At 73.6% G+C, this 26,092-nt stretch carries 19 protein-coding genes; 15 read left to right on the top strand and 4 right to left on the bottom strand.

Annotated features, from left to right (window positions below; all coding sequences use genetic code 11):
* Positions 1 to 7: 7 nt before the first annotated feature.
* From rpoB to ACIQVD_RS21635, 10 genes are all read left to right on the top strand, one after another.
* Positions 8 to 3,481, top strand: coding sequence for a DNA-directed RNA polymerase subunit beta (rpoB, locus tag ACIQVD_RS21590; protein WP_100837803.1), 3,474 nt, complete (start codon positions 8 to 10; stop codon positions 3,479 to 3,481).
* A 99-nt stretch (positions 3,482 to 3,580) separates the two neighbouring features.
* Positions 3,581 to 7,474, top strand: coding sequence for a DNA-directed RNA polymerase subunit beta' (locus ACIQVD_RS21595; protein ID WP_400687343.1), 3,894 nt, complete (start codon positions 3,581 to 3,583; stop codon positions 7,472 to 7,474).
* A 166-nt stretch (positions 7,475 to 7,640) separates the two neighbouring features.
* Positions 7,641 to 8,309: a hypothetical protein gene (locus tag ACIQVD_RS21600; RefSeq protein ID WP_400687341.1), complete on the top strand. Its 669-nt coding sequence runs from the start codon at positions 7,641 to 7,643 to the stop codon at positions 8,307 to 8,309.
* Positions 8,310 to 8,412: 103 nt separating this feature from the next.
* Positions 8,413 to 9,867, top strand: a complete 1,455-nt coding sequence (locus ACIQVD_RS21605; protein WP_400687339.1) for a WGR domain-containing protein — start codon at positions 8,413 to 8,415, stop codon at positions 9,865 to 9,867.
* 90 nt (positions 9,868 to 9,957) lie between these two features.
* A complete protein-coding gene (locus ACIQVD_RS21610) occupies positions 9,958 to 11,136 on the top strand; it encodes a sensor histidine kinase (RefSeq protein ID WP_400687337.1) in 1,179 nt (392 codons plus the stop codon).
* 56 nt (positions 11,137 to 11,192) lie between these two features.
* Complete coding sequence (locus ACIQVD_RS21615) at positions 11,193 to 11,867, top strand: response regulator transcription factor (RefSeq protein ID WP_111554903.1); 675 nt, start codon at positions 11,193 to 11,195, stop codon at positions 11,865 to 11,867.
* Between the two features lie 140 nt (positions 11,868 to 12,007).
* Entirely contained in the window at positions 12,008 to 12,589 is a 582-nt protein-coding gene (locus ACIQVD_RS21620; protein ID WP_400687333.1) for a hypothetical protein, read from the top strand.
* Positions 12,586 to 13,335 (top strand): SIR2 family NAD-dependent protein deacylase, encoded by a 750-nt coding sequence (locus ACIQVD_RS21625; RefSeq protein ID WP_400687331.1) that lies wholly within the window; start codon positions 12,586 to 12,588, stop codon positions 13,333 to 13,335. Before ACIQVD_RS21620 ends, ACIQVD_RS21625 begins: the two co-directional genes overlap by 4 nt.
* Before the next feature lie 84 nt (positions 13,336 to 13,419).
* The gene (locus ACIQVD_RS21630; RefSeq protein WP_402291180.1) at positions 13,420 to 14,631 is read left to right on the top strand and encodes a cytochrome P450; all 1,212 of its coding nucleotides are present in this window, start codon (positions 13,420 to 13,422) and stop codon (positions 14,629 to 14,631) included.
* 34 nt (positions 14,632 to 14,665) lie between these two features.
* A complete protein-coding gene (locus tag ACIQVD_RS21635; protein ID WP_402291275.1) occupies positions 14,666 to 15,640 on the top strand; it encodes an ADP-ribosylglycohydrolase family protein in 975 nt (324 codons plus the stop codon).
* 34 nt (positions 15,641 to 15,674) lie between these two features.
* Here ACIQVD_RS21635 and ACIQVD_RS21640 read toward each other — a convergent pair whose 3' ends face one another.
* From ACIQVD_RS21640 to ACIQVD_RS21655, 4 genes are all read right to left on the bottom strand, one after another.
* Positions 15,675 to 16,847, bottom strand: coding sequence for an ADP-ribosylglycohydrolase family protein (locus tag ACIQVD_RS21640; protein WP_402291182.1), 1,173 nt, complete (start codon positions 16,845 to 16,847; stop codon positions 15,675 to 15,677).
* Between the two features lie 34 nt (positions 16,848 to 16,881).
* A complete protein-coding gene (locus ACIQVD_RS21645) occupies positions 16,882 to 18,198 on the bottom strand; it encodes a DUF2786 domain-containing protein (RefSeq protein ID WP_402291184.1) in 1,317 nt (438 codons plus the stop codon).
* A gap of 71 nt (positions 18,199 to 18,269) precedes the next feature.
* The gene (locus ACIQVD_RS21650; protein ID WP_402291186.1) at positions 18,270 to 19,889 is read right to left on the bottom strand and encodes a transporter; all 1,620 of its coding nucleotides are present in this window, start codon (positions 19,887 to 19,889) and stop codon (positions 18,270 to 18,272) included.
* Complete coding sequence (locus ACIQVD_RS21655) at positions 19,886 to 20,665, bottom strand: ABC transporter ATP-binding protein (RefSeq protein ID WP_400687321.1); 780 nt, start codon at positions 20,663 to 20,665, stop codon at positions 19,886 to 19,888. Before ACIQVD_RS21655 ends, ACIQVD_RS21650 begins: the two co-directional genes overlap by 4 nt.
* A gap of 270 nt (positions 20,666 to 20,935) precedes the next feature.
* Between ACIQVD_RS21655 and ACIQVD_RS21660 the strand changes: the two genes are divergently transcribed.
* The 5 genes from ACIQVD_RS21660 (at position 20,936) to rpsG (ending at position 26,091) form a co-directional block, all read left to right on the top strand.
* Complete coding sequence (locus ACIQVD_RS21660; protein ID WP_400687319.1) at positions 20,936 to 21,487, top strand: DUF1707 and DUF4190 domain-containing protein; 552 nt, start codon at positions 20,936 to 20,938, stop codon at positions 21,485 to 21,487.
* A gap of 186 nt (positions 21,488 to 21,673) precedes the next feature.
* Positions 21,674 to 23,344, top strand: coding sequence for a hypothetical protein (locus tag ACIQVD_RS21665; protein ID WP_402291189.1), 1,671 nt, complete (start codon positions 21,674 to 21,676; stop codon positions 23,342 to 23,344).
* Entirely contained in the window at positions 23,323 to 24,951 is a 1,629-nt protein-coding gene (locus tag ACIQVD_RS21670) for a DUF2142 domain-containing protein (protein WP_402291191.1), read from the top strand. Before ACIQVD_RS21665 ends, ACIQVD_RS21670 begins: the two co-directional genes overlap by 22 nt.
* A gap of 295 nt (positions 24,952 to 25,246) precedes the next feature.
* Positions 25,247 to 25,618 carry a 30S ribosomal protein S12 gene (rpsL, locus tag ACIQVD_RS21675; RefSeq protein WP_014144289.1) on the top strand — a complete coding sequence of 124 codons (372 nt, stop codon included), beginning with the start codon at positions 25,247 to 25,249 and terminating at the stop codon, positions 25,616 to 25,618.
* Positions 25,619 to 25,620: 2 nt separating this feature from the next.
* Positions 25,621 to 26,091: a 30S ribosomal protein S7 gene (gene rpsG / locus ACIQVD_RS21680; protein WP_030457432.1), complete on the top strand. Its 471-nt coding sequence runs from the start codon at positions 25,621 to 25,623 to the stop codon at positions 26,089 to 26,091.
* Position 26,092: the final 1 nt, after the last annotated feature.

Below are 26,092 nucleotides of genomic sequence, written 5' to 3' on the forward strand. Positions count from 1 at the left end.
CCCCCTCTTGGCCGCGCCGCGCAACGCCTCGAACAATTCCGCATCCACCGCCCCGCTCCGCGTCTCGTTCGCGAAGATCAAGGAGCCCCTCGAGGTCCCGAACCTCCTGGCCCTGCAGACCGAGAGCTTTGACTGGCTGCTCGGCAACGCGGCCTGGAAGTCCCGGGTCGAGGCTGCCCTGGAGAGTGGTCAGGACGTCCCCACCAAGTCCGGTCTGGAGGAGATCTTCGAAGAGATCTCCCCGATCGAGGACTTCAGCGGGTCGATGTCCCTGACCTTCCGGGACCACCGTTTCGAGCCGCCGAAGAACTCCATCGACGAGTGCAAGGACCGCGACTTCACCTTCGCGGCCCCGCTCTTCGTCACCGCGGAGTTCACCAACAACGAGACCGGTGAGATCAAGTCCCAGACCGTGTTCATGGGCGACTTCCCGCTCATGACCAACAAGGGCACGTTCATCATCAACGGCACCGAGCGTGTCGTCGTGTCCCAGCTGGTCCGCTCCCCGGGCGTCTACTTCGACTCCACCCTGGACAAGGTGTCCGACAAGGACATCTTCTCCGCCAAGATCATCCCCTCCCGCGGTGCCTGGCTGGAGATGGAGATCGACAAGCGCGACATGGTCGGTGTCCGCATCGACCGCAAGCGCAAGCAGTCGGTCACCGTGCTGCTCAAGGCCCTCGGCTGGACCACCGAGATGATCCTGGAGGAGTTCGGCGAGTACGAGTCGATGCGCGCCACCCTGGAGAAGGACCACACCCAGGGCCAGGACGACGCGCTGCTCGACATCTACCGCAAGCTGCGCCCGGGCGAGCCGCCGACCCGCGAGGCCGCGCAGACGCTGCTGGAGAACCTGTACTTCAACCCGAAGCGCTACGACCTGGCCAAGGTCGGCCGCTACAAGGTCAACCGGAAGCTGGGCAACGCCGAGTCGCTCGACTCCGGCGTGCTCACCGAGCCGGACATCATCAACACCATCAAGTACCTGGTGAAGCTGCACGCCGGCGAGACCGAGTGGCGCGATGACGAGGGCCGCGACATCGTCATCGAGGTCGACGACATCGACCACTTCGGCAACCGCCGCCTGCGCAACGTCGGCGAGCTGATCCAGAACCAGGTCCGCACCGGCCTCGCCCGCATGGAGCGGGTGGTCCGCGAGCGGATGACCACCCAGGACGTCGAGGCGATCACGCCGCAGACCCTGATCAACATCCGGCCGGTCGTCGCCTCCATCAAGGAGTTCTTCGGCACCAGCCAGCTGTCGCAGTTCATGGACCAGACGAACCCGCTGTCGGGCCTGACCCACAAGCGCCGGCTGTCCGCGCTCGGCCCCGGTGGTCTGTCCCGCGAGCGGGCCGGCTTCGAGGTCCGTGACGTGCACCCCTCGCACTACGGCCGCATGTGTCCGATCGAGACCCCCGAAGGCCCGAACATCGGTCTGATCGGCTCGCTCGCCTCCTACGGCCGGGTCAACGCGTTCGGCTTCATCGAGACCCCGTACCGCAAGGTCGTCGACGGCGTGGTCACCGAGTCGGTGGACTACCTGACCGCCGACGAGGAGGACCGGTACGTCATCGCGCAGGCCAACGCCCCGCTCACCGCGGAGCTGACCTTCGCCGAGCCCCGCGTCCTGGTCCGCCGCCGCGGCGGCGAGATCGACTACATCCCCGGCACCGAGATCGACTACATGGACGTCTCGCCGCGCCAGATGGTGTCGGTCGCGACCGCCATGATCCCCTTCCTCGAGCACGACGACGCCAACCGCGCGCTGATGGGCTCGAACATGATGCGCCAGGCCGTCCCGCTGCTGCGCAGCGAGGCGCCGCTGGTCGGCACCGGCATGGAGTACCGCTGCGCCGTCGACGCCGCGGACGTCATCACCGCCGACAAGGCCGGCGTGGTGCAGGAGGTCTCGGCCGACTACGTCACCGTCGCCAACGACGACGGCACGTACAACACCTACCGGGCCGCCAAGTTCACCCGCTCCAACCAGGGCACCGCCTTCAACCAGAAGGTCCTGGTGGACGAGGGCGCCCGGGTCGAGGCCGGCCAGGTGCTGGCCGACGGCCCGTGCACCGACGAGGGCGAGATGGCCCTCGGCAAGAACCTCCTGGTGGCGTTCATGTCCTGGGAGGGCCACAACTACGAGGACGCGATCATCCTGTCGCAGCGCCTCGTCCAGGACGACGTCCTCTCCTCGATCCACATCGAGGAGCACGAGGTCGACGCCCGCGACACCAAGCTGGGCCCCGAGGAGATCACCCGGGACATCCCGAACGTCTCCGAGGAGGTCCTCGCCGACCTCGACGAGCGCGGCATCATCCGGATCGGCGCCGACGTCGTCACCGGTGACATCCTGGTCGGCAAGGTCACCCCGAAGGGCGAGACCGAGCTGACCCCGGAGGAGCGCCTGCTCCGCGCGATCTTCGGCGAGAAGGCCCGCGAGGTCCGCGACACCTCGCTGAAGGTGCCGCACGGCGAGTCCGGCAAGGTCATCGGCGTCCGCGTCTTCGACCGCGAGGAGGGGGACGAGCTCCCCCCGGGCGTGAACCAGCTGGTCCGCGTCTACGTCGCCCAGAAGCGCAAGATCACCAACGGTGACAAGCTGGCCGGCCGCCACGGCAACAAGGGCGTCATCTCCAAGATCCTGCCGGTCGAGGACATGCCGTTCCTGGAGGACGGCACCCCGGTCGACATCATCCTGAACCCGCTGGGCGTCCCGTCCCGGATGAACCCGGGACAGGTCCTGGAGATCCACCTCGGCTGGCTCGCCATGCAGGGCTGGGACGTCTCCGGCCTCGCCGACGAGTGGGCCCAGCGCCTCCAGGCGATCGGCGCCGACACGGTCGAGGGCGGCACCAACCTCGCCACCCCGGTCTTCGACGGCGCCCGCGAGGACGAGATCACCGGCCTGCTGGACAACACCACCCTCACCCGTGACGGTGAGCGCCTGGTGAACTCCACCGGCAAGGCCCGGCTGTTCGACGGCCGCTCCGGCGAGCCGTTCCCGATGCCGGTCTCGGTCGGCTACATGTACATCCTCAAGCTGCACCACCTGGTCGACGACAAGCTGCACGCCCGTTCGACCGGTCCGTACTCGATGATCACCCAGCAGCCGCTCGGTGGTAAGGCGCAGTTCGGTGGTCAGCGCTTCGGCGAGATGGAGGTGTGGGCCCTCGAGGCGTACGGCGCGGCCTACGCGCTGCAGGAACTGCTCACCATCAAGTCCGACGACGTCCTGGGCCGCGTGAAGGTCTACGAGGCGATCGTCAAGGGCGAGAACATCCCCGAGCCCGGCATTCCCGAGTCCTTCAAGGTCCTCATCAAGGAAATGCAGTCGCTCTGCCTCAACGTGGAGGTGCTGTCCTCGGACGGCCAGTCCATCGAGATGCGCGACAGCGACGAGGACGTGTTCCGCGCCGCCGAGGAGCTCGGCATTGACCTGTCCCGGCGCGAGCCGAGCAGCGTCGAAGAGGTCTGACGGAGGCCGGGCCGACCCCTAGTCCGGGTCGGCCCGCCCCCAGGCCCCCCTCAGACCAACAGACAGACTCTCGAATCACGAAAGAGGGCTTGACGACCAGTGCTTGACGTCAACTTCTTCGACGAGCTCCGCATCGGACTGGCCACCGCCGACGACATCCGCCAGTGGTCGCACGGCGAGGTGAAGAAGCCGGAGACCATCAACTACCGCACGCTGAAGCCGGAAAAGGACGGCCTCTTCTGCGAGAAGATCTTCGGTCCCACCCGGGACTGGGAGTGCTACTGCGGCAAGTACAAGCGCGTCCGCTTCAAGGGCATCATCTGTGAGCGCTGCGGCGTCGAGGTGACCCGCGCCAAGGTGCGCCGCGAGCGGATGGGCCACATCGAGCTGGCCGCCCCGGTCACCCACATCTGGTACTTCAAGGGCGTCCCGTCGCGCCTGGGCTACCTGCTCGACCTGGCGCCGAAGGACCTCGAGAAGGTCATCTACTTCGCCGCCTACATGATCACCTGGGTGGACGACGAGCGTCGCCAGCGCGACCTCCCGTCCCTGGAGGCGCACGTCTCGGTCGAGCGCCAGCAGATCGAGAATCGGCGCGACGCCGACCTGGAGGCCCGGGCCAAGAAGGCCGAGTCCGACCTGGCCGAGCTGGAGGCCGAGGGCGCCAAGGCCGACGTGCGCCGCAAGGTGCGCGAGGGCGCCGAGCGCGAGATGAAGCAGCTGCGCGACCGCACGCAGCGCGAGATCGACCGCCTCGACGAGGTCTGGACCCGGTTCAAGAACCTCAAGGTCCAGGACCTGGAGGGCGACGAGCTGCTCTACCGCGAGCTGCGCGACCGCTTCGGCACCTACTTCTCCGGCTCGATGGGCGCCGCGGCCCTCAAGGACCGCCTGGAGTCCTTCGACCTGGGCGAGGAGGCCGAGCGCCTCCGCGAGATCATCCGCACCGGCAAGGGCCAGAAGAAGACCCGCGCGCTCAAGCGCCTCAAGGTCGTCTCCGCCTTCCTGCAGACCAGCAACAAGCCCAAGGGCATGGTGCTCGACTGCGTCCCGGTGATCCCGCCGGACCTGCGCCCGATGGTCCAGCTCGACGGTGGCCGCTTCGCCACCTCCGACCTGAACGACCTGTACCGCCGCGTCATCAACCGCAACAACCGCCTGAAGCGGCTTCTCGACCTCGGCGCGCCCGAGATCATCGTGAACAACGAGAAGCGCATGCTCCAGGAGGCCGTCGACGCGCTCTTCGACAACGGCCGCCGCGGCCGCCCGGTCACGGGCCCCGGCAACCGTCCGCTGAAGTCGCTGTCCGACATGCTCAAGGGCAAGCAGGGCCGCTTCCGGCAGAACCTGCTCGGCAAGCGCGTCGACTACTCGGCCCGTTCGGTCATCGTCGTCGGCCCGCAGCTCAAGCTGCACCAGTGCGGCCTGCCCAAGGCCATGGCGCTGGAGCTCTTCAAGCCGTTCGTGATGAAGCGCCTGGTCGACCTGAACCACGCGCAGAACATCAAGTCGGCCAAGCGCATGGTCGAGCGCGCCCGCCCCGTGGTGTGGGACGTCCTCGAAGAGGTCATCGCCGAGCACCCGGTGCTGCTGAACCGCGCGCCCACCCTGCACCGCCTCGGCATCCAGGCCTTCGAGCCGCAGCTGGTCGAGGGCAAGGCCATCCAGATCCACCCGCTCGTCTGCACCGCGTTCAACGCGGACTTCGACGGCGACCAGATGGCCGTGCACCTGCCGCTGTCCGCGGAGGCGCAGGCCGAGGCCCGCATCCTGATGCTGTCCTCGAACAACATCCTGAAGCCGGCCGACGGCCGCCCCGTCACCATGCCGACCCAGGACATGGTGCTGGGCCTGTTCTTCCTCACCTCGGACCGCGAGGAGGTCAAGGGCAAGGGCCGTTCCTTCTCCTCGACCGCCGAGGCGATCATGGCCTTCGACGCCCGCGAGCTGGACGTCCAGGCCCCGATCGACCTGCGCCTGGCCGGCGGCACCGTGCCGCCGCGCGGCTGGACCCCGCCGGTGGACGAGGACGGGCAGCCGGCCTGGACCGAGGGCGAGCCGTTCCGGATCACCACCACCCTGGGCCGCGCGCTCTTCAACGAGCTGCTGCCCGAGGACTACCCGTTCGTCGACTACGAGGTCGGCAAGAAGCAGCTGTCGGCGATCGTCAACGACCTCGCCGAGCGCTACCCGAAGGTCGTCGTCGCCGCGGCGCTCGACAACCTGAAGGCGGCCGGCTTCCACTGGTCGACCCGTTCCGGTGTCACCGTCTCGATCTCGGACGTCATCGTCCCGCCGAGCAAGCCCGCCATCCTGGAGGGCTACGAGGCGCAGGCGGAGAAGGTCCAGAAGCAGTACGAGCGCGGTCTGATCACCGACAACGAGCGCAAGTCCGAGCTGGTCGGCATCTGGACCCGCGCGACCAACGAGGTCGCCGACGCGATGGCCGCGAACTTCCCGAAGACGAACCCCATCTTCATGATGGTCGACTCGGGCGCGCGCGGAAACATGATGCAGATGCGTCAGATCGCCGGTATGCGTGGTCTGGTGTCGAACGCGAAGAACGAGACCATCGCGCGTCCGATCAAGGCCTCGTTCCGTGAGGGCCTGTCCGTGCTGGAGTACTTCATCTCCACCCACGGTGCCCGTAAGGGTCTGGCCGACACCGCGCTGCGCACCGCCGACTCGGGCTACCTGACCCGTCGTCTGGTGGACGTCTCGCAGGACGTGATCATCCGCGAGGAGGACTGCGGCACCGAGCGCGGCCTCAAGCTGTCGATCGGCTCGGTCGGCGCGGACGGCGTGCTGCGCAAGGCCGACGACGTCGAGACCAGCGTCTACGCCCGCATGCTCGCCGAGGACATCACCGTCGACGGCAAGCTGATCGCCACCGCCAACACCGACCTCGGCGACGTCCTGATGGACGAGCTGATCCGGCACGGCGTGAGCTCGGTCAAGGTCCGCTCGATCCTGACCTGCGAGTCCGCGGTCGGCACCTGTGCCTTCTGCTACGGCCGTTCGCTGGCCACCGGCAAGCTGGTCGACATCGGCGAGGCGGTCGGCATCATCGCCGCCCAGTCCATCGGTGAGCCCGGCACCCAGCTGACCATGCGCACCTTCCACACCGGTGGTGTGGCCGGTGACGACATCACCCAGGGTCTGCCGCGTGTCGTCGAGCTCTTCGAGGCCCGCACCCCCAAGGGTGTGGCCCCGATCTCGGAGGCGCAGGGCCGCGTCCGGATCGAGGACACCGAGAAGACCCGCAAGGTCGTCGTCACCCCCGACGACGGCTCGGACGAGATCGCCTACCCGGTCTCCAAGCGCGTCAAGCTGCTGGTCAGCGAGGGCGAGGCGGTCGAGGTCGGCCAGAAGCTGACCGTCGGCGCCACCAACCCGCACGACGTGCTGCGCATCATGGGCCAGCGGGCCGTCCAGATCCACCTGGTCGCCGAGGTCCAGAAGGTCTACAACTCGCAGGGCGTGTCGATCCACGACAAGCACATCGAGATCATCATCCGGCAGATGCTCCGCCGCGTGACGATCATCGAGTCGGGCGACGCGGAGCTGCTGCCGGGCGAGCTGGTCGAGCGCGGCCGCTTCGAGCAGGAGAACCGCCGGGTGGTCTCCGAGGGCGGCCACCCCGCCTCCGGCCGCCCGCAGCTGATGGGTATCACCAAGGCCTCGCTGGCCACCGAGTCCTGGCTGTCGGCCGCCTCCTTCCAGGAGACGACCCGGGTGCTCACCGACGCGGCGATCCACGCCAAGTCGGACCCGCTGCTGGGCCTCAAGGAGAACGTCATCCTCGGCAAGCTCATCCCGGCCGGTACGGGTCTGCCCCGCTACCGCAACATCCGGGTCGAGCCGACCGAGGAGGCCAAGGCCGCGATGTACTCGGCCGTCGGCTACGACGACTACGACCTGTCGCCGTTCGGCGCGGGCTCCGGTCAGGCCGTCCCGCTGGACGACTACGACTACGGCCCGTACACCGGCTGATCCTCCGGTCCCGATCGCAGGGCGGTCACCCCACTCGGGGTGGCCGCCCTGCGGCGTTTCCCCTAGGGGGATCCCCCGGGGGGAGGAGGCGCCGGAACCACTCTCCGGAGGGAGGCGGCCGGGGGAGGCGGGCCGGGAGACTGGTGGTCGTCGAGAGGAGGCCGCGGTGAAGCGGTTCGTGGGGGCGGCGGCGGTCGTGGGGCTGCTGGCGGTCGGGGCGGTCGGGTGCGGGCCGTGGGACGAGCAGCGCAAGACGGTGTCGTACGAGGTGCCCGGGCAGGTCACCGCGTTGGAGGTGACCGGGGAGGTCGGCGGGATCGAGGTGCGGGCCGGGGACGGGCCGGTGCAGGTGGTGGAGAAGCGCACCTGGCAGGACGAGGAGCCGCGGGCCGGCCACGAGCTGAGCGGCGGGGTGCTGAAGCTGACGTACTCCTGCTCGCAGTGCGGGATCGGCTACCAGGTGCGGGTGCCGGCCGGGACGGTGCTGCGGCTGGAGGAGACCACCGGCGGCATCACGCTGCGCGACCTGGGCGGCGACATCACCGCGCGGACCGTCACCGGCGGCGTGGAGGCGACCGGGCTGCGCGGGGCGAACGTCACGCTGGAGGCCGGGACGGGCGGCGTCAGCGCCCGGTTCGCGGCGGCGCCGACCCGGGCCGAACTGCGCACCGGGACCGGCGGGGTGGAGCTGACGGTGCCCGCCGGCGAGGCGTACACGGTGGACGCGCACGCCTCGGCCGGCGGCACCGAGGTGAGCGTCCCCTCGCAGGCCGGGGCCGGGCACGCGCTGGTCGCCCGGGCGGACACCGGCGGCGTGAAGGTCGCCACCGGCTGATCGCCAACTGTCGGTGCCGGGACGTAGATTGAGGGTGTCGGACGGAGGGCGCAGGCCCCGCCGGCACCCCTCCCGAACTCTGTGCCCGAAAGGGGCGTCGGCCATGTCCGCCACCGTTTCCGCCGACCCGCAGGTGACCTACCTGGAGCTCTCCGAGGACGAGGGGAGCGCCCACAAGTTCTACGAAGTCACGGTCAAGGAAGCCGAGTTGACCATCCGCTACGGCCGGATCGGCGAGCCGGGCACCACCAGGACCACGGTCTGCGCGAGCGCCGAGAAGGCCGCCGCGCAGGCCGCCAGGAAGATCGGCGAGAAGGTCCGCAAGGGCTACGCACCGGCCGTGCGGGGCGTGCGCCAGCGCCGGTCGGTGACCCGCCGGCAGATCACCTCGACCCGCTCCACCGCCCGCCAGGCCCCGCTGCTGTGGCGCTTCCGCTCCGGCTCGCCCGCGTTCGGGGTGTACGTCGGCGAGGAGCACGCCTGGGTCGGCAACGAGCAGGGCGACGTCTACACGCTGACCACGGACGGCCGGGTCACCGGCCGGTTCGGTCTGCCCGACGGCGTCAAGTGCATCGTCGCCGACGACTGGTGGATCTACGCGGGCTGCGACGACGGCAAGGTGTACGACCTCGGCGGGAAGGTGCCGCGGGTGGCGTACGAGATCGCCCAGGACGTGGACATCTACTGGCTGGACATCCACGACGGCGTGCTCGGCGTCGCCGACGAGCGCGGCGGGCTGACCACCGTCGACCACGAGGACGAGTTCCAGTGGCGGCGCAACGCCCAGGGCTCCTCCGGCTGGATGGTGCGCTGCGACGCCGAGTCGGTCTACCACGGCTGGTCGGCGGGCGTGGCCCGGTACGCCAAGCGCGGCGGCGACCAGCTCTGGCACACCCGCACCAAGGGCTCGGTGCTGTTCGGCTGGCAGGAGCGGGACGAGGTGTTCGCCGGCACCTCGCAGGGCTGGGTGCACCGGCTGCGCAAGTCCGACGGCGCGGAGACCGCCGCGTACCGGTGCGACGCCGCGGTGTTCTCCTGCGCGGCCTCCCCGGACGGGGAGTTCGTGTTCGCGGGCGACAACCACTCGTCCGTCTACTGCTTCGCCGCCGACGGCACCCGGCTGTGGAAGCTGGGCACCGGCTGCGGCTCGGCGTACAGCATGCAGTACCGCGACGGGCGGCTGTACCTGGTCACCACCGACGGCTCGCTGGCCTGCCTGGACGCCTCCCAGGGCGCCGTGCAGGCCGCCGAGCAGGGCACCCTGCCGGCCACCGCCGAGGTGAGCGGCGCGGGCGTCGAGCGGGTCGCGGCCGGCGCCGAGCTGGAGACCGTCAGCGCCGGCGCGCTGGCGGGCGCCGGGGGCGTCGAGGTGGAGTGCGTGGCCGAGGGCGGGCGGCTGCGGGTCCGGGTGGTCACGCCCGGCTACGACGCCGCGCTGCGGGTGCAGTTCCCCAAGGACGTCCGGGTCGCCGGGGCGCGGTACCTGGTCGCCGAGGTGCGCCGGTCCGAGTCCGGCGGGTTCTACCGGGCCCGCGGGGAGATCAAGCGGCTGCTGTGACGCCCCGGGGCGTTCGTCCGGGGCGCCCCCGGCGTTCCGCGCCGGGAGGCGCGCGCGGCGGCCGGCCGACGATGCGGGAGGATGCGGGCCATGGGGACGCGGGGGACGTGGGGGAAGCGGACGGACGGGCTGCTGGCCTGGGGGCGGGCCCGGCCCTGGGCGGTGGACGGGCCGCTGCTGGTGCTCGCCGTCGGCGTCTCGCTCTGGGGGGTGTACACCGACGAGCACGCGGCCGAACGGCAGTGGTGGGCCTACGCGCTGGCGCTGGCCGGGGCGCTGCCGCTGTGGTGGCGCCGCCGCGCCCCGTGGGCGGTGCTGCTGGCCTGCGCGGTGCCCACCTGCACGCTGTCGGTGGTCGCGCACTTCGCGATGCCGCAGATCCAGGTCGCCATGGCGGTCGCCGTCTACACCGTCGCCGACCGCGGCCGGGACTGGCAGCGCGCCGCGTTGCTGGCCTTCGCGGTGGTCGGCAACGTGGTCGGCACCCGCTCCTTCGGCGGCATGCTGTTCAGCCTGGTGGTGTCGGTCGGCAGCTTCGTGCTCGGCTCGCTGGTGCGGGAGCTGCGCCGACTGGCCGGCGTCGAGGCCGAACGGGCCCGGCAGGCCGGGCTGCGGGCCGCCAGCGACGCCGCCCGCGCGGTCGCCGAGGAGCGCGCCCGGATCGCCCGCGAGATGCACGACATCCTGGCCCACGCGGTCTCGCTGATGGTCGTCCAGGCCGAGGCCGGGCCGCTGGTGGTGCGCAGCGACCCCGACCGGGCGGTCCGCGCGTTCGACGCCATCGCCGACTCCGGGCGCGACGCCATGGTCCAGCTCCGGCGGTCGCTGGGCGTGCTGAAGGAGGGCGGCGCGGCGCCCGCGCTCGCCCCGCAGCCCCGGCTGGCCGAGCTCGCGGACGTGCTGCAGCGGGTCCGCGACTCCGGGGTGGCGGTCGACGCCGAGATCGAGGAGGCCGGGCCGGCCGAGGTGCAGGCGGCGGCCTTCCGGATCGTCCAGGAGGCGCTCACCAACGTGGTCAAGCACGCCGGCGCCCGGCGGGTCGGCGTCCGGGTCGCGGTCCGCGACGGGGCGCTGCTGGCGGTCGAGGTGGTCGACGACGGCGCGGGAGCGGGGGCGGGCGCGGCGGCCGGGGTCGACGGGCGCTCCGGCGGGCGCGGCCTGCTCTCCATCCGGGAGCGGGCGGCGGCCTGCGGCGGCAGCGCCGAGACCGGGCCCCGACCCGACGGGCCCGGCTACCTGGTGGCCGCCGTACTGCCGCTCGACGCCTGAGAGCTGCCGCTCGACACCTGAGAGCTGCCGATCAACGCCTGAGAGAGGGACGGAAGTTGACCATACGCGTGGTGATTGCCGACGACCAGGAACTGGTCCGGGCCGGGTTCGGCATGATCCTCGACGCCCAGCCCGACATCGAGGTCGTCGCCGAGGCCGGCGACGGGCGGCAGGCCGTGGAGGCCGTCCGCGCGCACGCCCCCGACGTCCTGCTGCTGGACGTCCGGATGCCCGTCATGGACGGCCTGGAGGCCGCCCGCCGGGTCTGCGCCGAGCACCCCGGCTGCCGGGTCATCATGCTCACCACCTTCGACGTGGACGACTACGTCTTCGACGCGCTGTACGCCGGGGCCAGCGGCTTCCTGCTCAAGGACGTCCGCCGCGACGACCTCGCCCACGCCGTCCGGGTCGTCCACTCCGGCGAGGCGCTGCTCGCCCCGTCCGTCACCCGCCGGGTGATCGGCGAGGTGACCGCCCGCAAGACCGGCGCCGCCCCGGCCGTCGCCCGGCCGCTCCGGCGCCTGCTGGAGTCGCTCACCGCCCGGGAGTCGGAGACCCTGCGGCTGGTCGCCCGGGGCATGTCCAACGCCGAGATCGCCGCCGAACTGGTGGTCAGCGAGCACACCGTGAAGACCCACGTCAGCAACCTGCTGCAGAAGCTCGGCCTGCGCGACCGCGTCCACGCGGTGGTCTTCGCGTACGAGGCGGGGGCGGTCACGGCGGGGGAGTGAGACCCGCCCGCCGCCGGGGCGGGCGGTGCGCTCCCCCGCGGGAGGGAGACCGGGCATCGCCGTCGCGGGGGAGGCGCGGCGGCGCCCGCCGCGGGAGGGTGGGGGTGTCAGGAAGGCACTCTCACGAGGGGGTTGGGGCGATGGTGACGGGACGTCGGGCGCTGGGCTGGGCGGCGGGGCTGCTGGCGGTGTACGGGCTGGTGCGGCTGCTGCCGGGCTCGCGCGGGGTGGGCGTCGGCTGGACGGCGGGGCACCTGGCGCTGTTCGCCGGGCTGGCGCTGCTGGGCGCGGGGCTGCCGGAGCTGTGGCGGCTGGGCGGCCGGGACGGGGCGTGGGGCCGGGCCTGGCTCGGCCTCGGCTGGGCCGGGGTGGCGGCCGGCCTGGCGCAGGCCGGGATCGACCTGTACGCGAACGCCGTCTCGGCCGACCGGGCGGCCCGCTCGGCGCTGTTCGACCGGGTGCAGTCGGTGCCGGGCGTGCTGCCGCTGGTGTACACCGTCGTCCCGCTGCTGCTGTACGTCGGCCTGCTCGGGCTGCTGGCCCGCCTGGCGCTCCGCCGGGCCGTCCCGTGGTGGAGCCCGGCGCTGGTGCTGCTGGGCACCCTGGCGATGGGCGCGTCGCTGGACTTCCTGGCGCTCGGCGCGGCGCTCTACCTGCTGGCGTTCCGGCCGGTGATAACCGCTGGCCGCGGCGGGCCGCGGGCCGTACCGTCCGGGGCATGAACGGGAAGCGGCCGCTGGTGGCGGTCTTGACGGGGGCGGGCATCTCCACGGACTCGGGCATCCCCGACTACCGGGGCCCGCAGGGGCTCTGGCAGCGGGACCCGAGCGCGCAGGAGCTGGTCACGATCGGCCCGTACCTGGCGAGCGCCGAGGTGCGGCGCCGGGCCTGGCTGATGCGGCGGGACGCGGGCGCGATCGGCGCCCGGCCGAACGCCGGGCACCGGGCGCTGGCGGACCTGGAGCGGGCGGGCGTCCCGGTGCGGGTGCTCACCCAGAACGTGGACGGGCTGCACCAGGCGGCCGGCGTCTCCCCGCGCAAGGTGCTCGAACTGCACGGCACGGCCACCGGGGTGCGGTGCGCGGGCTGCGGGGAGTCCGGCCCGATGGCGGCGGCGCTGGCGCGGGTCGCCGCCGGCGAGGACGACCCGGCGTGCGAGCGCTGCGGCGGGGTGCTGCGGCCGTGCACCGTGATGTTCGGCGAGGCGCTGGACGAGCGGGTGCTGGAACAGGCGGGCACGATCGCCCGGAACTGCCAGGTGTTCCTGGCGGTCGGCAGCTCGCTCCAGGTGCACCCGGCGGCGCTGCTGCCGCGGATCGCGCTGGAGCACGGCGCGCGGCTGATCGTGGTCAACGGCGAGCCCACGCCGTACGACGGGGAGGCGCACGAGGTGGTCCGCACGCCGATCTCGACCGCGCTGCCCGCGCTGGTGGCCCGCCTGGTGGACGGCGACCTGTCCGGTCCCTGAGCCGCCGCCCGCCCGGGGCGCCCGGCCCGCCGCGCGGCGGGCCGGGGCCCGTAGCATGGCGGCCCGACGAGCAGGGAGGACCCCATGGCGATCGACGCCTTCGACCCGTGGTCGGCCGCGTTCGTGGCGCACCCCTACCCGGCGTACGCCGCGCTGCGCGAGCGGGCGCCCGTCCACCACTACGCGCCGACCGGCCAGTGGCTGGTCTCCCGGCACGCCGACGTCAACGCGCTGCTGCGGGACCGGCGGCTCGGCCGCACCCACACGCACCGGTTCACCCACGAGGAGTTCGGGCGGCCCGCGCCGGACCCCGCCCACGAGCCGTTCCACACCCTCAACGACCACGGCCTGCTGGACCTGGAGGGCCCCGACCACGCCCGGATCCGCCGCCTGGTCGCCAAGGTCTTCACCCCGCGCACGGTCGAGTCGCTGCGCCCCGCCGTCCGCAGGCTGGCCGGCGAACTCGTCGACGGCCTGCTCGCCGAGGGCGGCGGCGACCTGATCGCCCGGGTCGCCGAACCGCTGCCGGTCGCGGTGATCGCCGAGCTGCTGGGCGTCCCCGAGCCGGACCGGCACCTGCTGCGCCCCTGGTCCGCCGACATCACCGGCATGTTCGAACTCCACCCGAGCGCGGAGACGGCCCGCCGCGCCGTCACCGCCAGCATCGAATTCTCGTCCTACCTGCGGGAGTTGATCCGCCGCCGACGCGCCGACCCGGGCCCCGACCTGATCAGCGCGCTGGCCCTGGCCGCCGAGGACGGGCAGTCGCTCAGCGAGCAGGAGGTGGTCTCCACCTGCGTGCTGCTGCTCAACGCCGGCCACGAGGCCACCGTCAACACCACCGGCAACGGCTGGCTCGCCCTGTTCCGCAACCCCGGCGAACTCGCCCGGCTGCGCGGCGCGGTGGACGAACTGCTGCCCACCGCCGTCGAGGAGCTGATGCGCTACGACACCCCGCTGCAGATGTTCGAACGCTGGGTGCTGGACGACATCGAGGTGGCCGGCACGCACATCCCGCGCGGCGCCGAGGTCGCCCTGCTGTTCGGCTCCGCCAACCACGACCCCGAGCGCTTCACCGACCCCGAGCGGCTCGACCTCGGCCGCACCGACAACCCGCACCTCAGCTTCGGCGCCGGAATCCACTTCTGCCTCGGCGCCCCGCTCGCCAGAATGGAACTCACCGAGTCCTACGGCGCGCTGCTCCGCAAGGCCCCCGGGCTGACGCTGCGGCGCGAGCCCGACCGGCGCCCCGGCTACGTGATCCGGGGGCTGGAGGAACTGCTGGTCGAGATCTGAGGGGGAACGCACGGTGAAGCGGGCGACCGGGGCGATGCTGGGGCTGGCGATCGGGGACGCGCTCGGCAAGCCCACCGAGTTCCTGGACCTGGACGAGATCGGGCGGATCAGCGCCGACTGGCGGCGCCTCCCGCTCCCGAAGAAGGCCGAGGTCACCGACGACACCCAGATGACGCTCGCGCTGGCCCGCGCCCTGCGCGACGCCCTGGCCGAGGGCCCGCTCGTCCCGCTGCGCCTCGAACTCCCGCTGCGCGAGGAGTTCGTGGACTGGTGGCGCTCCCCGGACAACGACCGCGCCCCCGGCACGACCTGCCTGCGCTCCTGCTTCCGGCTCTCCACCGGCCGCCCCTGGCAGGACGCCGGCGACCTCGGCTCCAAGGGCTGCGGCGCGAACATGCGGGTCGCCCCGCTCGGCCTGGTCCGCGAACTGACCGACCGCCAGGTCGCCGGCGCCGCCCAGTTGCAGTCCGGCCTCACCCACGGCCACCCCACCGCGCTGGCCGCCAGCGAACTCACCGCGTTCACCGTCCGCTGGCTCGCCCAGGGCGTCGAGCCGGCCGAACTCCCGGCCCGGCTGCGCGCCCACGCGCACCGACAGCGCACCCGCTACGACGAGTTCTGGCTCGGCGACCTCGCCGCCCGGGACCACACCGGCACCCCGGAGCAGTTCATCGCCCGCGGCTGGGACGACTGCCTGGACGTCCTGGACCGGCTCGACGCCGCGCTCGCCGCCCCCGACCTCGACGCCGACCCGTGCGAGCGCACCGGCGCGGGCTGGATCGCCGAGGAGGCCCTCGCCACCGCCCTGCTCTGCTTCCTGCTGCTGCCCGACGACCCGGTCGCCGCCGTCCGCCGCGCCGCGGTCTCCTCCGGCGACTCCGACTCGCTGGCCTGCCTGGCCGGTGCCTTCGCCGGGACCCGGCACGGCGCGGACGCCTGGCCGCGCGAGTGGACCGACCGGATCGAGTACCGCCGCGAACTGCTGGCCCTCGGCGCGCTCTGGGACTGAACCGCGGGCTCCCGGGCCGCCGCCGGGGAGCGGCTCAGGCTCGGCCGCGCGGCCGGAACCGCGCCCGCTCCGGCCCGCCCGGCCCGCCCGGCCCGCCCGGGGCGGCGGGGGCGGTGGGGACGGGTGCGGCAACGGCGGCGGGGACGGGCCCGGCGGCGGGTCCGGGCGCCGTCGCGGGCCGCGGGTAGCGGGCGTCCAGGGCCGACCGGTCGCCGCCGGTGGCGGCGGCCGCGGCGGCGGTGACGAGGTCGTCGGCGACCTGGAGGACCACCTCGCGGCCCTCCACCAGGGCGCACCAGTCGGCGGGCAGGCCGGACCGCCCGTGCAGGGCGCCGACCAGGTTGCCGCAGACCGCGCCGGTGGAGTCGCTGTCGCCGGAGTGGTTGACCGACAGCACCAGGGCGGCGCGGGCGTCCGGCCCGGCCAGGGCCGCGTACACGGCGATGGCCAGGCACTCCTCGGCGATCCAGCCCAGCCCCACCCGCTCCACGGCCTCCGCCGTGCCCGGGCCCTCCGCGGCGATCCGGACGGCCCGGCGCAGCGCGTCGCCGGTCTCCGCGCCCAGCCGGTGCGCGTCCAGCTGGGCGAGCACCGCGTCCACGGCCGGGCGCAGCGGCGTCCCGGCGGCGACCCGGTCGACCAGGGCCGCGAACGCGCCCGCCGCGAGGTAGCCGGTGGGGTGGCCGTGGGTCAGCTGCGCGGCCACCGCGGCCTGCCGGAACGCCTCCTCCGGGCCCAGCCCGAGCAGGCCGAACGGGGCCGAGCGCATCACCGTCCCGCAGCCCTTGGAGCCCGGGTTGACCGGGCCGTCCTGGCCGAACGGGGCGGCCGGCCGGTAGGCGGCGGCCACCCCGGTGGTGCAGGCGTTGCCCGGGGCCCGGGAGGCGTACAGGAAGTCCTGGGCGGCCAGCCAGCCGTCGGGGTCGCGCTCCGGTCCGGGCAGCCGCTGGGTGAGGAACCAGCGCCGGTAGGCGGCGTGCAGGTCCTCCGGGCGGCCGCCGCGCAGCAGGCCCTCCGCGGTGAACAGGGTCATCTGGGTGTCGTCGGTGACCTGCCCGCCGAGCCCGGCGTCCGCCAGGTCGGTCAGGCCGTCCGGCCCGAACCTCTCCCGGATCCGCTCCAGCCGCTGGAACTCGATCGGCCAGCCCAGGGCGTCGCCCAGCGCGCCCCCGAGCAGCGCGCCGCGCACCCGGTCGGTGAAATCCATCGGTCCTCCCCCGTCACGGGGTGCCGCCGGCCGGTCAGCGCGCGATGCGCCCCGAACCGCGGTGCAGGGAAGCCCGGTCGGCGGCGGCCCGGCCCTCGACCCAGCCCTCGCCGTCGCTCACCCGCACCCGCTGCGACACCAGTTTGGGGAACATCTTGCCCACAGCGTCGTCGACGGCCTCCGCCCGGGCCGCCAGTACCGGCAGCAGGCCGCCGTCCGGGACGGCCGGCAGCGGCGCGCGGTCCGGGTCGGCGCCGTCCGGGTGCCCGGCCGCGCCCCCGGCCGTGCGCCCGGCCGCGGCGTCCTCGTCGGCCTGCGCGGTGGCCCGCTCGGTGGCCTCGGCCAGCCGCTCCCGGATCCGGGCCGCGTACGCCACCAGGAAGGACTGCCGGAACGCCTTGGTCCGGGCCGCGCCGTCCTCGTGCTTGCGGCTGCCCGCCCGGTGCATCGCCGCCGTCGCCTGCACCAGCAGCGAGGTGTACAGCAGCTCCACCGCGTCCAGGTCGGCGTCGAAGCCGACCACCGTGCAGAACCCGAACTCCTTCGCCCACACCACCCGGCACCGGTTCGCCGCCGCCACCGCGTCCAGCAGCATCGTCTTGGGGCCCTCGTACGGGTTGTCCACCCCGATCCGGACCGCCGCCGGATCGTCCGCCGACCGGCCGCCGCCCGCCGCCAGCAGCGCCTCGTCGATCGAGTGGCGGGCCATCAGCTCCTGCGCCTTCGCGGTCAGCGCCTCCGCCTCGTCCGGGAACCCGGTCGACTCGGCCTTCGCCAGCAGCGCCCGGATCCGCCCCAGCATCCGCGGCTCGTCCGCGCGCGGCCCGCCCGCCCGCGGGGCCGACTGCCCGGGCCCCGGACCCACCGGCTGCACCGGCGGCAGCAGCGCCCAGGCCCGCAGCAGCTCCAGCGCCGCCGTCGCCAGCGCGAACCGGTCCAGCCGGTGCCGGGCCGCGAACTCCGACAGGTACGCCTCGTCGGACGGCCACCACGGGTGGGCGTCCAGCTCCCGCACCTGCTCGCGCCAGCGCCGGTCCAGCGCCGCCGCCGGGTGCCGCCGGCCCTCCGCCGCGATCAGGTCCACCGCCAGCGCGACCTGCACCGGGCCCAGCTCCCGCCGCGCCACCCGCACCAGGTCGGCCGGCTGCCACCCGGCCGCCCAGCAGCGGCCCACCGTCCGCTCGGCGGCCCCCAGCAGCGCCCGGCTCACCCCCGGCCACCGCTCCGCGGACGCCGCCAGCAGCGACGCCGCCCCGTCCACCACGTACTCCAGCCCCCCGGCCGGCGCCCCCGCCACCCGGGCCACCGCCTCCGCCACCAGCTCGTCCACGGGCTGATCGGTGCTGGCCACGGCGGTTCCTGCTTCCTACGAGGGGGACGGGGGAGGGGACGCCCTCCATGATGCCGGAGCCCGGCGGGCCGTCACCGCTCGATCACCCCGGCGAGGATCTCCGGCGCCCGCTCCACCAGTCGCCCCGAGGCCAGTCGGACGCCCAGCAGGGCCAGGCCCGCCCCGTACAGCACGCCGACCGGCAGCACCGGCCAGACCGGGTGGTGGCCGTGCAGCAGGAGGGCGAGCAGCGCGCCGAGCGGCAGGCAGAGCACCGCCACGCCGACCATCGAGCCGAAGGCGTTGAGCAGCACCGCGCCGTTCTGGCCGGGCGCCGCGTTGCGCATCGGGTTGCCGTCGGCGGGCAGCGCGTACGGGGCGCGGACGCTGATCACGCAGCCCAGGCCGACCGCGGTGCCGAGCACGGCCAGCGCCAGCCCGAGCGCCGGGGCCAGGCCGCTCCAGTCGCCGGTGAGGGCGGCCACCGGCGGGCCGAACAGCAGCAGCACCGGCACCGCGTACGCCAGGACCGCCAGCGCCCGGCCGCGCAGCTCGTCCCGGGCGTCCCGCCGGGTGGCGAGGGTGGCGGCGATCATCCAGAAGCCGGAGCCGTCCATGCCGAACAGGTTGCCGGCCTGCAGGCCGAGCATCAGCCCGCCGATCGCGATCACGTACACCGAGCCCCAGCCCTGCACCACCGACAGCACCGAGAAGACCGCGGTCATCCCGATGCCGGTGAACACCGCGGCCTTCGCCCGGGGCTCCCGCCAGGCGTACCGCAGCTGCCGCTGGGCGACCGCGCCGACCCGGCCCGGGGGCAGCAGCCGCCACCGGCCCGCCGCCCGGGCCGCGGCGGCGGGCGAGCGCTCCAGCAGGGTCGAGGAGTCGCCGCTGACCATCAGGTCCCGCAGGCTCCGCAGCCACCAGCGCAGCAGCCCGGCCAACAAAGCCGCGGTCAGCAGCAGCTGTCCGGCCGCGACCGGGTAGGCGCCCTCCCCGGCCGAGCGCACCGCGTCGATCGCCGCGACCGGCGGGAGCCACCGCACCACCGAGGCGTACGGGTGCAGCACCGACAGGTCGACGCCCGGGCCGGAGCCGTTCAGCGAGCTCTGCAGGGCGAGGTTGCCGCCCTGCGCCAGCACCGCGAACAGCAGGCCGCCGAAGACGGCGAAGTCCTTGCCGCGCCGGCTGGACAGCATCCGGGCGTTGGCCGCCCCGACCGCCCGGATCAGCGCGACCAGCACCAGCAGGGTCAGCGGCACCGCGAGCACCGCCACCACCGCCGAGGCCGCGCCCCGCCCGGCCGCCACCGCGGCGCCGGCCAGCAGCAGCAGGCTGACCAGCGGCCCCGGCCCGACCAGGCCGCCCAGCAGGGTGCCGCGCAGCAGCACGGCCGGCCGCAGCGGCAGCATGGTCAGCCGGGTCGGGTCGGCGCTCTCGTCGCTGGAGAAGAAGAACAGCGGCATCGCCGCCCAGGACGCCGTCAGCCCGGTGACCAGCACCGCGGCCGCGTCGGCCGCCCCCGCCCGGCCGTGCAGCACGGCCAGCCCGGCGGCGCCGCCCAGCCCGAACAGCAGCCCGACGACGAGGCCGAGGACGTACCCGGCGGCCAGCCCGGGCGTGCGCCGCAGCCCGTTCCGCAGCAGCCGGAGCTTGAGCGCGACGAGGGACCGGACGACGGCGCGGTCCCCGGCGGCGGCGGTGGTGCTCACCGGTGGCCCCCGCCCAGCCAGTCGAGCGCCTGCCCGTCGTCCTCGCGGACGCCGACCAGCCCGAGGAACGCCTGGTGCAGCGACGTCCCGCCGCGCACCCCGTCCAGCGGCCCGGCGGCGACCACCTGCCCGGCGTTCACCACCGCGACCCAGTCGCACAGCGACTCGACCAGCTCCATCACGTGGCTGGAGAACACCACCGTCGACCCGGAGGCGGCGTACCGGGTGAGCACGCCGCGGATGGTCTGCGCGGAGACCGGGTCGACGCCCTCGAACGGCTCGTCCAGGAACAGCACGTCCGGGTTGTGCAGCAGCGCGGCGGCCAGGCCGATCTTCTTGCGCATGCCGGTGGAGTAGTCGGCCACCAGCTTGTCGGCGGCGCCGGCCAGGTCGAGCACCGCCAGCAGCTCCTCGGCCCGCCGGTCGGTCTCCGGGCCGTCCAGCCCGCGCAGCCGGCCGTTGAACCGCAGCAGCTCGCGCCCGCTGAGCCGCTCGAACATCCGCAGCCCCTCCGGCAGGATGCCGATCCGGGCCTTCACCGCGACCGGGTCCCGCCACACGTCCGCGCCGTGCACCAGCACCGTGCCCCGGTCGGGCCGCAGCAGCCCGGTGACCATCGACAGCGTGGTGGTCTTGCCGGCCCCGTTCGGGCCGACCAGGCCGATGAACGACCCGGCGGGCAGGTCGAGGCTCAGCCCGGCGACGGCGGTCTGCGCGCCGAAGCGCTTCCACAGGTCGCGGATCGAGACGGCGGGCGGCGGGGTGGTCGCCTCCATGGCGGGTGGCCTCCTGGTCGAGGTCGGTCCGGACGGGTCCTGCGGTCCGGACGGATTTTTTTTCCGACGCGTTCCGGCCGGGCGCCCGGCCGGGCGGGGCGGCGGCCGGGGCGGGCCTGACGTGACCCTACGACCGTTCCTCCACCCGCACATCCCCCGTTCGGCGGTACGCCGTCCCTTCTCCCGCCGGGACCGGCAACTACCCGGGCCCTCCGTTCGTCCTGCATGCTGGGAGCGCACGCGCAGCACGGGGAACGGGAGGAGGCCGCGGTGGCAGGTCAGTGGGGGTCGCCGGCGCCGTACGGGCAGCAGCCCTGGCAGCCGGCGCCGACGCCGCAGTCCGCGATGCGGGCCGCCAACTCCGACCGGGAACGCACCATCGACGTGCTGAAGGCCGCCTTCTCCGAGGGCCGGCTGACCGCCGCCGAGTACGAGCACCGGATGTCCGCGGCCCACCAGGCCGCCACCTACGGGCAGTTGGCCTCGCTGGTGGCCGACCTGCCGTCCGGGCCGATGGTGCAGCCCTTCGGCGCGCCCGTGCCGGTGGTGCCGCCGACCTTCATGCCCGCCTACCTGCCGCCGCCCTCGCGGCCCGTCCGCAACAACGGCCTGGCGGTGGCCTCCGCGACGCTCGGCTGCCTGACCGTGCTCACTTTCGGCGTCACCGGGCTGCCCGCCGTGATCACCGGCCACATGGCCCGCAACCGGATGCGCGTCACCCGCGAGGACGGCGACGGCCTGGCGGTGCTCGGCCTGGTCCTGGGCTGGCTGTCGGTGGCCGGCTGGGTGCTCTTCCTCCTGCTGGCCCTCGTCTCGGCCTGAGCCGGGGTCGCCCGGCGCGTCCTGCCGCGCCCTACCTGCACCTGCGCCCGGACCGCGCACGCCCCCGGCCCGGCTTCCCCGGTGGTCGCGCCCGCAAACCCCCGTTCGTGGGCCGCCCAGTAGGATGCGAGATCGCTGCCCCCTCTGCGGCGCCGGACGACGACCAGCGATCGAGGAAGCCAACCAGTGACTGTCAGTACCGAAGGGTCGGCTGCCGTCGTGCCGGGCCCCGACAAGAACCGCGGCGCGCGCGGCCGCGGCGGGTCCGGATGGGCCCGGCTGCTGGGATCCCCGCCCGCACTGCTGGCCGCCGAGGCGGCGGTGGCCTTCGCCGCCGCGCTGGTCCTCCCCTACCTGGCGCACCGCTTCAAGCTCAACCCGCTGGACCGGATCGCCCAGGTCAGCGGCCTGGCCGCGATCCAGTTCCGGTTCGCCCTGCTGGGCCTGCTCTGCGTCGCCGCGGTGCTGCTGGCCGCCCGGTTCCGCCGCGGCCGGCACTTCGACCTGGTCACCCGGTTCGCCGCGGCCGCCGTGGTCGGCCTGGCCAGCGGCTTCGTCGCCGCGGGCGCCGTGGTCGCGCTGCTCGGCACGCCCTGGCCGATGTTCGGCCTGAACGGCGACAGCGGCCGGATCGTCGAGTGGGCGCACGCGGTCGCCAACGGGCAGCCGTCCGGCTCCCCGGTGTACCCGCCCGGCCCGCTCTACACCCTCGGCTACTACGCCGAGTGGTTCCGCGGCGGCAACACCGCCTACGCCTTCAAGGACCTCCAGATCCTGGGCGCGGCGGCGTTCGGCCCGCTGACCTACCTGGCCTGGCGGATGCTGCTCAGCCCGGTCCGGGCGCTGGCCTTCGGCGTCGCCCCCGCCTTCACCCTGATCGACGCCTACAAGCCGTACAGCCAGACCGTGCTCGCCGTGCTGATCCCCACCCTGGTGGCGATGGTGGTGGCGCTGCGCCGCAGCGGGAACCAGCGCTGGCCGCTGCTGCTGGCGGTCGGCGGCGGCTTCGGCGTGCTGCTGGGCGTCATGTTCCTCACCTACTCGGGCTGGTTCCTGTGGAGCGCGGCCGGCGTGCTGCTCGCCGCCCTGCTCTACTTCCCGTGGCGCACCGGCCGGTGGAAGGGCCTCGGCTACCTGGCCGCCTCGCTGGTCGGGTTCCTGGTGGTGGCCGGGAGCTACCTGCACGTGATGCTGGTCGAGGGCCAGAACACCAAGGACACGAACTTCCGGTTCGACAACTACACCGACCCCGCCTACTACCTGATGTGGCGCACCGACATGCCGGGCAAGAACGTCGGCGACTGGCCGCCGCTCGGCGAGTACGGCGGCGTCGGCCTGTTCGCGGTGGTCACCTTCGTCTGCCTGGGCCTGGTGCTCTGGATGGGCCTGCGCCAGCCGCTGCCGGTCACCATCGTGGCGATGTTCGTCAGCGCCTGGCTGATGCGGATGTACATCGCCTCGCACATGTACTCCACCCAGACCGTGCAGCTGTACACCCGCACCAACAACCAACTGCTGTACTGCGGCATGGTGGTGTGCGCACTGACCGTGCACCTGGTCACCAAGCGGCTGGCCGAGCGGCGGAACACCGCCGGCGACACCGACCCGGCCGCGCTGTTCGGCCCGGTCGGCCGCACCGGCGCGGTGGCCGGCGCCCTGGTCGGGCTGCTGCTCCTGCTCGGCACCGTCTCCTCCTCGATGGCGGACCGCTACATGCCCGCCCAGGACGGCACCTACCGGGTGCTGCCGTGGGTCTCCCACACCGTGCGCAAACTGGACGGCAGCTGCCCGAAGTTCGCGCCCGGCCACACCTGCTCCGCGGAGGGTGACCAGTCGTGGCTGAGCTACATCCGGTGAGGCCCAGCCGCCTCGCCGCCGGGCTGACCCGGCTGGCCGACTGGGCCGTCCGCACCCGCCGCCGCCTGTGGCTGTGCTCCTTCGCGGTGTTCCTCGCCCTCGCCGGGGCCTGGGCCGCGGCCACCCCGCTGGCCGCCTCCCCGGACGAGCACGCGCACTTCATCCGGGCCGCCGCGGTCGCCCGCGGCCAGTTCGGCGGCCCCGAGGTGATGGTCGAGCACACCGTCGCCGGGGTGGACTCGGAGTTCGCCGAGACCGGCGTCCGACTGCCCGGCTGGTATGCCCAACTGCCGCACGAGCACGAGTGCTACAGCTGGCAGCCCGCCGTCCCGGCGAGCTGCGCCCCGAAGATCGGCTCCGGCGGCCCGACCGTCCAGGTCACCACCGCGGCCGGCCGCTACCACCCGGCCTACTACCTGTACGCCGGACTGCCCAGCCTGGTCACCGACGGCCCGACCGCGCTCTACCTGATGCGCCTGCTGTCGGCGGTGCTCTGCGCCGCCCTGCTGGCCAGCGCGATGGTCACCGCCGCGGAGTGGCGCAGCCGGCGGCCCGCGATGACCGGCCTGCTGGTCGCCGCGACCCCGACGGCGCTGTTCCTGGCCGGCATGGTCAACCCCAGCGGCGGCGAGATCGCGGCGGGCATCCTGGTCTGGTCGGCGATGCTGGCGATGCTGCGCTCGCCCGACCCGCTGCTGCTCAACCGCCGGCTGGCCCGGCTCGGCATCGGCGGCCTGGTGCTGATCAACATCCGTCCGCTGGGCCTGCTCTGGTTCGCCGGCGCGGCCGTCGTCGGCCTGCTGGTGCACCGGCGCGGGGCGCTGCGCCCGCTGCTGCGCCGCAAGGCGCTGTGGGGCTGGACGGTGCTGCTCGGGACCGCCTCGGTCGGGGCGCTGCTCTGGTCCCGCAGCCACCCGGACCACTCGGTGATCACGCTCCCGCCCTGGTACAACTCGCCCGCCGTCGCGGCCAAGGACGCGTTCGGCAACAGCATGGACTACATCCACCAGATGATCGGCTGGTTCGGCTGGCTGGACACCAAGCCGACGGTCCTCACCTGGGTGGTGTGGACCGCGGCGATCGGCCTGCTCGCGGTGCTGACGGTGGTGCTGGGCCGCCGCCGGGACGCCCTCTCGGCGGTCCTGGTCGCGCTCGGCATCGTGCTCGCCCCGCCGCTCGCCCAGGCCGCCCAGTACCACCTCGGCCCGGTCTGGCAGGGCCGCTACCTGATGCCCTTCGCGGTCGGCCTGCCGCTGCTGTGCGGCGCCGTGCTGGCCGACCGGACGGCCTCCGGCGGCCCCGCGCTGCCCTGGCGCCGGCTCACCGCGACGGTGGTGCTCCCGCTGGCCCTGGCCAACCTGGCGGCCTTCTACTGGACGCTGCGCCGCTTCGGGGTCGGCACCAGCGGCTCGCTGTTCAACCGGCACGCGCACTGGCTGCCCCCGGGCGGCTGGGTGGTGTGGACCGCGCTGTACGCGCTGGCCGCGCTGCTGCTGGTCGTCCCGGCGTTCGCCTCCGACCACGCCGGCACCCCGTCCGCCGGGCGTCGCGCCGGACGCCGCCACCGGCTGCGCGCCGACGGCCCGCCGCTGGCGGCCGTGGACTGATCCACGGGCCCGCGCAACCGGGCGCACTCCATTTGTTTTGACCGCCGCCTGTGCGCTAGGTACGCTCTGACCTTGTGCCTGGGGTGTGCCCGGGTCCTTGTGCGTGCCAGCAGATCGGCCGCCGCAGCGGAGACTCCACCCGCTCGGTGTGCGCCGTAGCCGCAGCGCAGCTCATGGGATTCCGCGATTCTTCCCCCGAAGAAGGCCCAACACGCCCGACCGCGTGGGTCGGAGTGTGCGGGCCATACCGCAGGTTAGTTCCACCAAGCCTTGGCACACAGAAAACGGAGAAACGGTGCCTACGATCCAGCAGCTGGTCCGAAAGGGCCGGCAGGACAAGGTCGAGAAGAACAAGACGCCCGCACTGAAGGGTTCGCCCCAGCGCCGCGGCGTCTGCACGCGTGTGTACACGACCACCCCGAAGAAGCCGAACTCGGCTCTCCGCAAGGTCGCCCGTGTGCGCCTCACCAGCGGGATCGAGGTCACCGCTTACATTCCGGGCGAGGGCCACAACCTGCAGGAGCACTCCATCGTGCTGGTCCGCGGTGGCCGTGTGAAGGACCTTCCTGGTGTCCGCTACAAGATCATCCGCGGCTCGCTCGACACCCAGGGTGTCAAGAACCGCAAGCAGGCTCGCAGCCGCTACGGCGCCAAGAAGGAGAAGTAAGAATGCCTCGTAAGGGCCCCGCCCCGAAGCGCCCGGTCATCATCGACCCGGTCTACGGCTCCCCGCTGGTGACCTCGCTGGTCAACAAGATCCTGCTGCACGGCAAGCGCTCCACCGCCGAGCGGATCGTCTACGGCGCCCTCGAGGGCGTCCGCGAGAAGACCGGCGCCGACCCGGTGGTCGCGCTCAAGCGCGCCCTGGAGAACGTCAAGCCGACCCTCGAGGTCAAGTCCCGCCGCGTCGGTGGCGCCACCTACCAGGTGCCGGTCGAGGTCCGTCCGGGCCGCGCCAACACCCTGGCGCTGCGCTGGCTGGTCGGCTACTCCCGCGCCCGCCGCGAGAAGACCATGACCGAGCGCCTGCTCAACGAGATCCTCGACGCCAGCAACGGTCTGGGCGCCTCCGTGAAGCGCCGCGAGGACACCCACAAGATGGCCGAGTCGAACAAGGCCTTCGCGCACTACCGCTGGTAGT

Source organism: Kitasatospora sp. NPDC090308, from assembly GCF_044769485.1.
GTDB classification, from domain to species: domain Bacteria; phylum Actinomycetota; class Actinomycetes; order Streptomycetales; family Streptomycetaceae; genus Kitasatospora; species Kitasatospora fiedleri.